We start from the raw sequence: 12,101 nt of genomic DNA, 5'->3' as shown, positions 1-12,101 counted from the left end.
ACGCCCTGCTGCGCGGCGGTCTGGATGTACTGCACCTGCGAGGTGGGGCTGGCCTCGGTCGGGCCGACCTCGTCGAACGTGCCGCCGAACTCCTCCACGGCGGCCGTGCCGCCCTTGCTGGAGGTGTCGAAGTACGGGTTGCCGAGGTTCTTGGGCAGGAACGTGACGGTGACGGCTTCGCCTTCGGCGCCGCCTCCTCCGCCCTCGGTGGCTCCCGTGGTGCCGCCGCCGGAGCATCCGGTGGCGACCAGCGCGACGCCGATCGTGAGCGCCGCGGCACCCAGCAGGGCGCGGGACTTGCGGAACGTGAACATCGTTGTTGCCTTCCTTCGTGATTGCGGGGTGGTGAGGGACTACGTGCGTCGCAGGCGTCGCCGCCCGATCGCTGCGATGCGCCGGCCGCGCGCCCAGGCGAGCACGGATGCCGAGACGACGGACAGGATGAGCAGCACGCCCGTGATGATGTTGATGACCTCGCCGCTGACGCCGGCCAGGCGCAGCGCGCTGCCGAGCGTGCCGATCAGCAGCACGCCCGCGATGACACCGTGCAGCGCACCGCGGCCGCCGAAGATCGACACGCCGCCGAGCAGCACCGCCGCGATCACCTGCAGCTCGAGGCCCGTGGCGTTGTCGCCGCGCGCGTTGCTGTACAGCAGCGTGAAGTAGACGCCCGCGAAGCCGGACACCGCACCGCTCAGCACGAACAGCGTGAACTTCGTGCGTGCGACGTCGATGCCGGAGAAGTGCGCGGTCTCCTTGCTCAGTCCGATCGCGTACAGCGCACGGCCGAACGGCGTGAAGTGCAGCAGCACCGCGAACGCGATCGCCAGCAGCGCGAAGGGGATCATGATCACCGGGATGGGCGTGCCGGGGATCAGCGCCTTCGCGAGATCCGTCCAGAACTCGGGGAACTCCGTGATGGCCGTCGTGCCGAGCAGTCCCACGGCGATGCCGCGGAACAGCGCGAGCGTGCCGATCGTCACGGCGAGCGACGGCAGTCCCACCACCGTGACGAGGAAGCCGTTGACCACGCCGCACAGCGCGCCCGCGAGGATCGCGACGATCGCCGCGACCGGGAACGGCGTGCCGGCGGCCGTCAGCACGCCCGTCAGCACACTCGACAGGCCCAGGATGCTCGCGACCGACAGGTCGATCTCCTCGGTCACGATGATGAGCGTCATCGGCAGCGCGATCAGCAGGATCGGGGCCGTGTCGCGCAGCAGGTACGTGAGCGTCAGGGGGCTGTCGAAGTTGCGCACGGTCGCGAGGGCGACGGCCACGACGAGCACGAGCAGCCCGACGATCGCCGCCTCGCGTGTGAGCAGCCAGCGGCGCCAGAGCGGATGCGCGTGCGCGGGCGTCCGGGTGGTCACGACCGTGGTGGGGTCACTGGTGACGGTCATCGCTGGTCCTCTCGCTGGGCGACGAGTCGTCGGTGGCGTCGTACGGCGAGCACGCGGTCGAGCACGATCGCGCCGATGATGAGCGCGCCGACCACGGCCTGCTGCCAGAAGTCGTCGATGCCGATGATGGGAAGCGCGCGGTTGATCGTGAGCAGCAGGAACGCCCCGATCGCCGCGCCCCACACGGTGCCGACGCCGCCCGCGATCGCGACGCCGCCGATCACGGCGGCGCCGATGGCCTGCAGCTCCCAGCCATAGCCGGCGTTGGAGGCGACCGTGCCGTAGCGGGCGGCGAACAGCACGCCCGCGAAGCCGGACAGCGCGCCCGACACCACGAATGCGACGAGGATCCGCCTGGTCACCGGCAGGCCGTACAGGTGCGCGGCCGCGGGGTCGGATCCGATCGCGTACAGCTCGCGTCCCGATCGCCGGGAGGCGAGGTACCAGCCGGCGGCGGCGAGGACGAGCACCGCGATGATCGTGAGGTACGGGATGGCGATCAGCCCGCCCGTGCCGAGCTCGCGGAAGCCGCGCGGCAGATCCGACGCGTTGATCCGGTCGCTTCCGGTCCACGCGACGTTGATGCCGCGGTAGACGTACATCGTGCCGAGCGTGATGACGAGCGCGGGGACCTTCGCGAACGCGACGAGCGCGCCGTTCACGAGGCCGAGCAGCGCGCCCAGGCCCAGGCCTGCGGCGAACACCAGGATCGGCGACAGACCCGGCAGGTCGATGAAGAGGCGGCCCGTGAGATAAGCCGTGAGGCCGACGACCGAGCCGACCGAGAGATCGACGTTGCGCGTGATGATGACGACCGCCTGCCCGACCGCCACGAGCAGCAGCAGCGACGGCGTGAGCAGCAGGTCGCGCCAGCCGTCGCCCGAGAACACGAACGAGCGGTTCGCGGCGGTCGCCACCGCGATCACGATCAGCAGCGCGAGCACGATGCCCGTCTCGCGCGCCGTCAGGATGCGCCCCAGTACGCCGCTCATCGCACGCCCTCCGTCGCCTCGGCGGTCGCCGCGCGCATCACGTTCTCCGGACTTGCATCCTCGCGGTCGAACTCGCCCGTGATCCGCCCCTCGCGCATGACCAGCACGCGGTCGGCCATCCCGAGCACCTCCGGGAGCTCGGAGGAGATCATGAGGATCGCCATCCCCTGCTGGGCGAGCTGGGACAGCAGGCGGTGCACCTCCGCCTTCGTGCCCACGTCGATGCCGCGTGTGGGCTCGTCGATGATCAGCACCTTCGGATCCGTGGCGAGCCACTTGCCCAGCACGACCTTCTGCTGATTGCCGCCCGATAGCGTGCCGGCCTCGGTGTCCAGCGCGGAGGTCTTCACCTCGAGCCGGCTCGCCCACTCGCGCGACGCGGCGGTCTCGCGGCCGTCCCAGATCAGGCCCCAGCGGGCGAGCCGTCCGCGGATCGCGAGCGACACGTTGCGTGAGACGCTCTGGTCCAGCACGAGGCCCTGGCGGCGGCGGTCCTCGGGCACGAGCGCCAGTCCGCGCGCCGTCGCCGTGCGCGCGTCGCCCTTCGGCAGCGGGCGGCCGTGGAGCCGCACCGATCCGGACTCGTACCGGTCCACGCCGAACACGGCGCGCGCGACCTCGCTGCGTCCCGCGCCGACGAGCCCCGCCAGCCCCAGGATCTCCCCGGCCCGCAGCGAGAAGGAGACGTCGCGGAAGACGCCGGCGCGCGTGAGGCCGTCGACCTCGAGGACGACCTCGCCGATCTGTGCGGGCAGCTTCGGGAACAGCTCGGTCACGTCGCGCCCCACCATCTGGCGCACGAGGTCGTCGACCGTGGTGTCGGCGATCGGCGTCGTGGCGACGTAGGCCCCGTCGCGCATGACGGTCACGGTGTCGCACAGCGCGAACACCTCGTCGAAGCGGTGCGAGATGAACAGCAGCGCGCGTCCCTCGTCGCGCAGGCTGCGCGCGACGGCGAACAGGCGCTCGACCTCGACCCCGCTGAGCGCGGCGGTGGGCTCGTCCATGATGAGCACGCGGGCGTCGAGCGAGATCGCCTTGGCGATCTCGATGATCTGCTGGTCGGCGATCGACAGGCCGTCCGTGACGCGATCAGGATTGATGCCGACGCCCAGGCGCTCGAAGATGCGCAGCGCCTCTGCGCGCATGGCGCGCCTGTCGATGCCGCCGATCCGGTTCGTGAGCTGACGGCCCATGAAGATGTTCTCGGCGACCGACAGGTCGGGGAACAGCGTGGGCTCCTGGTAGATCACGGCGATGCCGGCGGCCTTCGACTGCGCCGTGCCGGCGAAGTCGACCGGCTCGCCCGCGAGCTCGAAGTCCCCCGAGTCGCGCTGATACAGACCCGCGATGATCTTGACGAGCGTGGACTTGCCCGCACCGTTCTCGCCGATGAGCGCGTGGATCGATCCCCGGTGCAGCGCGAGACTGCCGGAGCGCAGCGCGACGACCGCGCCGAACGTCTTCGTCACGTCCGCGAGGCGCAGCAGCGGCGCGCCGGCGGGCGGATCGTGTCGGGCGGCATCCATGTCGCGGGGACTCTCTTCCTCGAGGTTCCTGAACCGATTTGAAACGGTTCAACGGGATGCTAGCGCACAGTTTCCGGCCTTCGTCAAAGCGATCGGCTGCCAGCGGGGCGTGAAAGCGCTTCCTCGAGGAATGGATGCCGGACGCGACGAGGCCCGATCCCTTTCGGGACCGGGCCTCGTGGAGCGACGCCGTGCTCAGTCGCGGGAGATGCGCACCATCTCCTCGCGCGGGACGACCTTGACGCGCGCGCGGCCGTCCGGCGCGCCCAGCTCGACCTCGTGCGCGTCGAGACGGTGCCAGCCGTCGAGATCGGTCCACGCCACGCCGCGCTCGGCGAGCAGGGCGGGGATCGCCTCCTCCGACGGATCGGAGGGCTGCCACCAGGAGCCCTGGTCGGTCACGAGGTGCTGGACGGTCTCCATCGCGTCCGACTTCGTGTGTCCGATGAGGCCGACCGGACCGCGCTTGATCCAGCCGGTGGCGTACATGCCGGGGATGCGCTCGTTCGAGTCGTGCGAGAGCACCTGACCCTCGTGGTTCGGGATGACGCCGTGCTTCTCGTCGAAGGGGACGCCGGGCAGCGGCGAGCCGAAGTAGCCCACCGCACGGTACAGCTGGCCCATCGGCACCTCGCGCAGCTCGCCGGTGCCGGCGACGCCGCCCTGGCCGTCGGGTCGCGTGCGCTCGTAGATCAGGGCCGCGACGCGCCCCTCGTCGTCGGTCTTGACCTCGACGGGCCGCGCCCAGAAGTGCAGGTGCAGACGGCGCGACGCGGTGCCGCCGGCGTTGTTCGCGGAGTCGCGCTGACGCCACGACTGCAGCACGCGGTCGATGACCTTGACCTGCTTGTTGGTCTCGATCGCGGCCTTCGACGCCTCGTCGTAGTCGAAGTCCTCGTCGTACACGACCATGTCGACGTCGCGCAGCTCGCCGAGCTCGCGCAGCTCCAGAGGCGTGAACTTCACCTGGGCGGGGCCGCGGCGACCGAACACGTGCACGTCGGTGACCGGCGAGGCCTCGAGGATCTCGTAGACGTTCTGCGGCACCTCGGTGGGCAGCAGGTCGATCGCATGCTTGGCGAGGATGCGAGAGATGTCGAGCGCGACGTTGCCGTTGCCGATCACGCCGACCGAGGCCGCGGTGAGCGGCCACGTGCGCGGCACGTCGGGGTGGCCGTCGAACCAGCTCACGAAGTCGGCGGCGCCGAACGACCCCTCGGCGTCGATGCCGGGGATGTCCAGATCGGCGTCGCGCACCGCACCGGTTGCGAAGATCACGGCGTTGTAGTGGCGCTTGAGGTCGTCGAGCGTGATGTCCTCGCCGAAGCGCACGTTCCCGAACAGTCGGATGTCACCGCGGTCGAGGACCTCGCGCAGCGCGCCGATGACGCCCTTGATGCGCGGGTGGTCGGGAGCGACGCCGTAGCGCACGAGGCCGTACGGGGCGGGCAGGTGCTCGAACAGGTCGATGGAGACGTCGAACTTGCGCTCGGTCTTGAGCAGGATGTCCGCGGCGTAGATGCCGGCGGGTCCTGCGCCGACGATGGCCAGCCTCAGCTTGGTCATTGATTGCCTTTCGTGGATGTGCGCCCAGTCTTTCGCGCCGCACCTGAGCGGTCGCCCGGCGCCCTAGCTGCTGCGGTCGACCAGCGACTCGGCGAAGCGGACGAGTGCCTCCCGGACGCCGCCGCGCGGCAGCGGCTCGAGCGCGGCGACGGCCTCGCGGGTCCAGGTCAGCGCGAGCTCCCGCGTGCGGGCGGTCGCGGGGTGGTCGCGCAGATCGGCGAGCGGCTCGTCGAGGATCGCCGGATCCTCCCCCGCGCCGATGCGCGCGACACCGCCATCGATGCGCGCGGTCAGGGCACGGTCCGCGGGGGCGTCCGACTGCGCCAGCAGCAGGTACGGCATCGTCGGCACGCCCGCACGCAGGTCGGTGCCCGGAACCTTGCCGGTCTCGGCGGGATCGGCCGACAGGTCGATCACGTCGTCGAGCAGCTGGAACGCCACGCCGACCTTCTCGCCGTAGCGACGCAGGGGCTCGTGCGTGCTCTCGTGTGCGTCCGAGAAGATCGCCCCGGCCTGCACGGATGCGGCGATGAGCGATCCGGTCTTGTCCGCGAGCACCTGGATGTAGAACTGGATCGGGTCCTCGCCGGGCTGCACACCGACGGTCTCGTGCATCTGCCCCAGCACGAGCCGCTCGAACGTGTCGGCCTGCAGCGACATCGCCCGGTTGCCCAGGCGCGACATGAGCTGGCTGGCCCGTGAGAACAGCAGGTCGCCCGTGAGGATCGCGACGCTGTTGCCCCACACGCGATGCGCGCTCGCGACGCCGCGTCGGCGGTCCGCTCCGTCCATCACGTCGTCGTGGTACAGCGACCCGAGGTGCGTGAGCTCGAGAGCGGTCGCGGCGTCGACGACGCTCGGGTTCGCCCCCTCGCCGAGCTGCGCGGCCAGCATCGTGAGCATGGGCCGCACGCGCTTGCCACCCGCCTCGTACAGGTAGCGGGCCGTGGAGTCGACGAGCGCGTCGGTGGAGTGCAGCTCCTCGGCGAGGCGCGCCTCGACGATCTCGAGGCCCTCCTCGATCGCGCCGACGAGACGCCTCGATCCCGGCCCGGCGAAGACGCGGTCGCTCAGGCCGAATCGGCTCGCGATGGCGGAGCCCGTCGCCGGTCGGGGTGTCACGACTCCAGCCTACCGGCGGGCCCCGCGCCGCGGCGGCCCTCCGGTTCGGCGTCGAAGGACCTGGGCTTGCGGGCGCGGTGCAGGGCGACGATGCCGAAGCTCAGGTCGCGGTACGCGACGTCCGTCCAGCCGGCGTCCCGGATCCAGGCCGACAGCGTGGCCTGATCGGGCCAGTCCTTGATCGACTCGTTCAGGTAGTCGTACGCCTCGGTGTTCGAGCTCACGGCGCGCGCGAGGCGGGGCAGGACGCGGTCGTTGTAGAAGCGGTACAGGCCGCGGACCGCGGGCCGCGGCGGGTGCGAGAACTCGCAGATCACGAGGCGCCCGCCGGGCTTCGTCACGCGCAGCAGCTCGGCGAGCGCGCGCTGAGGCTGCTTCACGTTGCGCAGGCCGAACGACATCGTGACGGCGTCGAACTCGGCGTCGCCGAAGGGCAGCGCGGTCGCATCGGCCTCGACGAACGCGAGGTTGCGCGCGTTCCCGTGCCGTCGGCGGCCCTCGGCGATCATGCCGGGCGAGAAATCGGCCGCGACGACCTGCGCGCCGCCGCGCGCGAGCGAGATCGAGGAGGCGCCGGTGCCCGCCGCGAGGTCCAGGACGCGCTCGCCCGGCCGCGGAGCGACCGCCCGGGTCGTCGCCGCGCGCCACAGGCGGTCGTTGCCCACGCTCAGCACGGTGTTGGTGACGTCGTACTTGGCGGCGACCTGGTCGAACATGCCGCTGACGCGCGCCGGATCCTTGCCGAGGTCGGCGCGGTTGTGTCCTGGGCGTCCGGAGGGTGAGCTCACGACTCCGAGTCTAGTTCGGCGAGCATGCCGAGCCAGCGGTCGGCCGTGGCGTCGTCGAACGGCGGCTCGAACGTGCGCACGCGCCGCTCCAGATCGTGGGCCGTGGCTTCGAGCGCCTCGATCACGCGGGCGGGGTAGCCGTAGCGCACGCGGTGCTCCTCCCACTCGTCCTCGTCGTCGATGTAGACGCCGCGCTCGTCGAGACGGCGCACCACGTCGAGGTCCATGTCGATCGCGGTCGGGAGCCCGCCCTCCGGCCACTGCACGGCCCACGCGATGTCGATGTACACGCGGGTCAGCTCGGGGTCGCCGTTCACTGTGAGCACGTAGTCCTGACGGCCGGACGGCAGCATCATCACACTCGGCGCGGTGGTCGTGATCTCCCGTCCGGGTCGGAAGCTGTGCGATCCGGCCCGCTGACCGACCCAGTCGCCCCACTGATCCGCGCCGAGGTAGACGCACTCGTGCTCCCAGTGCGGCGACCCGTCCCACTTGCGCCAGCGGAAGGCGAGCGGGGCACCGGGAGCGGGACGGGGCATGGTCTCGAGCCTAGGCCCGCGCGGCGGGGCCGGGTGCACCCCTCGACCGCTCGACGTCGAGCGACTGCCGAAGGGAGCCGCGGCCCGCGGATCTAGACTTGACGCGTGCCCGATTCCCCACCCGTTCCGCGTCTGATCGCGGAGACCAGGGAGGTCGATCCGGTCGAGGATCTGCTGCCGTTCAGCGCGGCTGCCGATCCCGTCGCGTGGCTGAGACGCGGCGACGGCATCGTGGGATACGGCCGGGCGCTGGAGATCCGCACCGACGGTGTCGACCGCCTCGCGCGGATCGCGGCGGACTGGACGCGCGTCGCAGCAGCCGCCGAGGTGAGCGACGAGTTCGGCGTGGCGGGCACGGGTCTCGTGGCGTTCGGCGCGTTCGCCTTCGACGACGACTCCGCGCTGCCGAGCACGCTCGTGGTGCCGAGCGTCGTGATCGGGCGGCGGGGCGGTCGCGCGTGGATGACGCGCATCCGGCGCGCGGACGACGACACCGAGACGGCGATCGGCCCCGTCGAGTACGGCCCGCACTGGTCGGCGACGGTCGGTCCGGGACGGATGGATCCGGTCGCCCACGGCGACGCGGTGCGCGCGGCGCTCGCGGCGATCGAGTCCGGCGAGGTGCAGAAGGTCGTGATCGCGCGGGATATCGCCGGCACGGTGCCGGCGGGCGCCGACCTGCGCCGTCTCGTGAGGGCGCTCGCGACCGGCTACCCGGACACGTGGGTGTTCGCGATCGACGGGATCATCGGCGCCAGCCCCGAGACGCTCGTCACGGTGCGGCGCCGCGAGGTCACGGCGCGCGTGCTCGCGGGCACACGGCCGCGCGGCGCGGACGCCGACGAGGACACCGCGATCATCGCCGAGCTCGCGGCGAACCCGAAGGACGTCGACGAGCACGAGTACGCCGTGCGGTCGGTCGTCGACGCGCTGCGGCCGCACACGTCCGCGCTCGCGGCGGCCGAGCAGCCGTTCACCCTCAAGCTGCCGAATCTGTGGCACCTGGCGACGGATGTCGAGGGCACGCTGTCCAACGGCGCGACCGCGCTCGACATGGTGCGCGCCCTGCACCCGACAGCCGCGGTGGCCGGCACGCCGCGCGATGCGGCGATGGCCGCGATTCGCCGCCTCGAGCCGTTCGATCGCGGCCGCTACGCCGGCCCGGTCGGCTGGATCGACGGCAACGGCGACGGCGAGTGGGCGATCGCCCTGCGCTGCGCGCAGTTCGGCGGGCCGGACGAGCAGCCGGACACCCGCACCGTCACCGCGCATGCGGGCGGCGGCATCGTGGCGGGCAGCATGCCGGAGGCCGAGCTGCTCGAGACCCGCGTCAAGTTCCGCCCCATCGTGGACGCCCTCGCGTAGGGCGTGAGGCCTCGGCAGCGTTCGGGCGACCCGGCTCCGGCTCGCCCCTCGCCTCCGCTCGACGAACGGCGGGGTCGATCCTCCGCTCCGCCGATCCCCGGCGGCTGACGGCGGTCGTCGCCCGGTCAGATCTCGTCGAGGAAGCCCAGGTACGGGTTGCGCATCCGCCCCTCGGGGTCGAGCTCGCGCGTGAGCGCGGCGAAGTCCGCCAGACGCGGCCACACCGCGGCGCGGCCCGCGGCCGTCATCGTGGCGAGCTTGCCCCAGTGCGGTCGGGCGTCGAACGCGGCCAGCGCGGCCTCGATCTTCGCCACGACCGCCTCGACCGCCGGCTGGTCGGGCAGCCACGTGAAGTGCAGCCCCACGGCGTCCGTCTCGTACGCGGGGCTCAGCCAGAGCGTGTCGGCGCGCATGGAGCGGATCTCCGTGACCTGGATCAGCGGGGCGATCTCGTCGGCGAGCTCGCGCAGCGCGCGGATGGCCGCGACCGCGTGACGACGCGGCACGAGGTGCTCGGACTGCAGCTCGGCGCCGCTGGAGGGCGTGTGGCTGAGGCGGAAGTGCGGCAGCCGGTCGAGCCAGCGGCCGGGCTCGCCGAGCTGCGGCGTGCACGCGTCTGGCGAGACCCCTGCGAGCATGTGCAGCGGCGCGGTCGCGGGCGCGGGATCCCCCGGGATGGTCGGCGCCTCCTCCGCGCGCGACTTCGTCCACACCTGGTCGACGACGTCCGGATCCGTCCACCGCAGGAAGAGGCTCACGCTGTAGGCGGCGCCCATGAGCGCGTCGAAGTGCGCGAGCGCGGTCTCGAGCGGCAGCCGCTCGTACAGGCGCTGGCGCACCGGGAAGGACGGCTCGATGTCGAGCGCCACGCGGGTGACGATGCCGAGCGCGCCGAGAGACACGACCGCGCCGTCGAACATCGCGTCCCCGCGGCGCAGGGTGAGCACCTCCCCCGCCGGGGTCACGAGCTCGAGCGCCGCGACCGTGGACGACAGCGTGCCGACGCCGTCGCCGGACCCGTGCGTGCCGGTCGCGATCGCGCCGCCGATGGAGATGTGCGGCAGGGACGCGAGGTTCGACAGGGCCCAGCCCTGCTCCTCGAGTGCGCGCGCCAGGTGGCCGTAGCGCGTGCCCGCGCCGACGGTGACCGTCCGCGCGTCCGCATCGATCACAGGCGGCGCGGCGAGGCCGGCGGTGGACACCAGCGTGGCGTCGGTGTCGGCGATCAGGCTGAAGGAGTGCCCCGTGCCGAGCGCCCGCACCTGGCCGGGCTGCGACAGGATGTCGCGGACGTCGTCGACCGTCGCGGGCGTCGCGATCCGGCTCGCGCGGAAGCGGACGTTGCCCGCCCAGTTCGTCAGCTCCATCGATCGTCCTTCCCCTCGCGAGCGATCCGTTCGCCCGCCTCGTGCAGCCAGTGCCGCGCGCCCGTCATCGCCGCGTCGCCGGAGCCGGCGAGCTCCGTCAGCGACACGGCATGGATGCCGTCCGTGTCGACGTCGTCGGCGATCCTGCCCGCGACGACCACGACCCGCGCTCCCGCCGCGCGCGCCAGCCCGGCGACGAAGGACGGCGTCTTGCCCGCCTCCGACTGCCCGTCGAACGAGCCCTCGCCCGTGATGACGACGTCCGCCCCGTCGATCGCGCCGGCGAGGCCGGTGAGCTCGGCGATCTCGGCCGCGCCGCCGGCGAGGCGAGCGCCCCAGGCGCGCAGGCCGAAGCCCGTGCCGCCCGCGGCTCCCGCGCCGGGCGTCTCCGGGTCCGCGTCGAGCAGCGTCGCGAGCCTGGCGAGCCCCGCGTCGGCACGCGCGATCTCCTCGGCGCCCAGGCCCTTCTGCGGACCGAACACGGCCGCGGCGCCCCGCGGACCCGTGAGCGGGTTCGTCACATCGGTGAGCACGAGCACGCCGCCGTCGGGCGCGGGGCGCAGCCGCGTGAGATCGGCCTTCGCGAGTTCGTCCAAGCCGGCCGCACCGGGCGGGATCGACAGGTCGTATGGGTCGGTGAAGCGCGCGCCCAGGGCCGTGAGAGCGCCGATGCCGCCGTCCGTGGAGGCGCTCGAGCCGATCCCGAGGATCAGCCGCGAGACGCCGTGATCGAGCGCGGCGCGGATCGCCTGCCCGAAGCCGAGGGTGGACGCATCGCGCCCGCGCAGACCGGCGCTCAGCAGCTCGATGCCCGACGTCGAGGCGAGCTCGACCACGCCCGTGCCGCCCGGCGCGTCATCGCTGGGCGGCAGCAGCAGCCAGACGGCGTCGACGGGCATCGCCGCGGGACCCGTCACGCGCACCGGCATGCGCCGCGCGTCCGGGACCGCGGTGGCGAAGGCGTCGATCGTGCCCTCGCCGCCGTCCGCCATGGGCCGCAGGATGACGTCGTCCCCCGGCCGCGCGCTGCGCCAGCCGTCCGCCAGCGCCCGCGCCGCGTCAGCGGCGGGGCAGCTGCCCTTGAAGCTGTCGGGCGCGATGACGACGCGGGTGCTCACCCGCTCAGCCTAGGCCGGGCCCGCACCTCACAGCGTCGCGCGGAGTCGCTGCTTCTCGTGCTCGACGTCGAACTCGGCCGCGGGCCACTGCGGGTCGATCGCCTCGAGGGTCTCGAGCAGCAGCTCCTGCACGGCCAGCCGGGCGTACCACTTGCGGTTCGCCGGGACGACGTACCAGGGTGCGTCGTCGGTGGAGGTGCGCGCGATGGCGGTCTGGTACGCGTCCATGTACGCGGGCCAGTGGGCGCGCTCGTCGACGTCACCGGGGTTGTACTTCCAGTGCTTGTCGGGGCGCTCGAGCCGCTCCATGAG

General features: G+C 72.5%; 10 protein-coding genes and 2 pseudogenes. 1 reads left to right on the top strand and 11 read right to left on the bottom strand.

What is annotated here, in order from left to right:
• The 8 genes and pseudogenes from RIF89_RS05915 to RIF89_RS05880 form a co-directional block, all read right to left on the bottom strand.
• Window positions 1-314: pseudogene (locus RIF89_RS05915) on the bottom strand (rhamnose ABC transporter substrate-binding protein); the annotation flags it as partial.
• 39 nt (window positions 315-353) lie between these two features.
• A complete protein-coding gene (locus RIF89_RS05910; RefSeq protein ID WP_309068213.1) occupies window positions 354-1,403 on the bottom strand; it encodes an ABC transporter permease in 1,050 nt (349 codons plus the stop codon).
• Window positions 1,400-2,395: an ABC transporter permease gene (locus RIF89_RS05905; protein ID WP_309068212.1), complete on the bottom strand. Its 996-nt coding sequence runs from the start codon at window positions 2,393-2,395 to the stop codon at window positions 1,400-1,402. Before RIF89_RS05905 ends, RIF89_RS05910 begins: the two co-directional genes overlap by 4 nt.
• Complete coding sequence (locus RIF89_RS05900) at window positions 2,392-3,924, bottom strand: sugar ABC transporter ATP-binding protein (protein WP_309068211.1); 1,533 nt, start codon at window positions 3,922-3,924, stop codon at window positions 2,392-2,394. Before RIF89_RS05900 ends, RIF89_RS05905 begins: the two co-directional genes overlap by 4 nt.
• A gap of 195 nt (window positions 3,925-4,119) precedes the next feature.
• Window positions 4,120-5,490 (bottom strand): FAD-dependent oxidoreductase, encoded by a 1,371-nt coding sequence (locus RIF89_RS05895; protein WP_309068210.1) that lies wholly within the window; start codon window positions 5,488-5,490, stop codon window positions 4,120-4,122.
• A 63-nt stretch (window positions 5,491-5,553) separates the two neighbouring features.
• Window positions 5,554-6,612, bottom strand: a complete 1,059-nt coding sequence (locus RIF89_RS05890; RefSeq protein ID WP_309068209.1) for a polyprenyl synthetase family protein — start codon at window positions 6,610-6,612, stop codon at window positions 5,554-5,556.
• Window positions 6,609-7,400 (bottom strand): demethylmenaquinone methyltransferase, encoded by a 792-nt coding sequence (locus tag RIF89_RS05885; protein WP_309068208.1) that lies wholly within the window; start codon window positions 7,398-7,400, stop codon window positions 6,609-6,611. The genes RIF89_RS05890 and RIF89_RS05885 overlap by 4 nt, the downstream gene beginning before the upstream one ends.
• A complete protein-coding gene (locus RIF89_RS05880) occupies window positions 7,397-7,939 on the bottom strand; it encodes a DUF402 domain-containing protein (RefSeq protein WP_309068207.1) in 543 nt (180 codons plus the stop codon). Before RIF89_RS05880 ends, RIF89_RS05885 begins: the two co-directional genes overlap by 4 nt.
• A gap of 105 nt (window positions 7,940-8,044) precedes the next feature.
• Between RIF89_RS05880 and RIF89_RS05875 the strand changes: the two genes are divergently transcribed.
• A complete protein-coding gene (locus RIF89_RS05875) occupies window positions 8,045-9,304 on the top strand; it encodes a chorismate-binding protein (protein ID WP_309068206.1) in 1,260 nt (419 codons plus the stop codon).
• Window positions 9,305-9,429: 125 nt separating this feature from the next.
• Here RIF89_RS05875 and RIF89_RS05870 read toward each other — a convergent pair whose 3' ends face one another.
• The 3 genes and pseudogenes from RIF89_RS05870 to RIF89_RS05860 all read right to left on the bottom strand — a co-directional run.
• Window positions 9,430-10,671 (bottom strand): FAD-binding protein, encoded by a 1,242-nt coding sequence (locus RIF89_RS05870; RefSeq protein WP_309068205.1) that lies wholly within the window; start codon window positions 10,669-10,671, stop codon window positions 9,430-9,432.
• Window positions 10,662-11,789 carry a glycerate kinase gene (locus RIF89_RS05865; RefSeq protein ID WP_309068204.1) on the bottom strand — a complete coding sequence of 376 codons (1,128 nt, stop codon included), beginning with the start codon at window positions 11,787-11,789 and terminating at the stop codon, window positions 10,662-10,664. The genes RIF89_RS05870 and RIF89_RS05865 overlap by 10 nt, the downstream gene beginning before the upstream one ends.
• A 27-nt stretch (window positions 11,790-11,816) precedes the next feature.
• A pseudogene (locus tag RIF89_RS05860) lies at window positions 11,817-12,101 on the bottom strand (polyphosphate kinase 2 family protein); the annotation flags it as partial.

Source organism: Microbacterium sp., from assembly GCF_031178525.1.
Lineage (GTDB): Bacteria > Actinomycetota > Actinomycetes > Actinomycetales > Microbacteriaceae > Microbacterium.
This window is presented reverse-complemented; position numbering and strand designations above follow the sequence as displayed.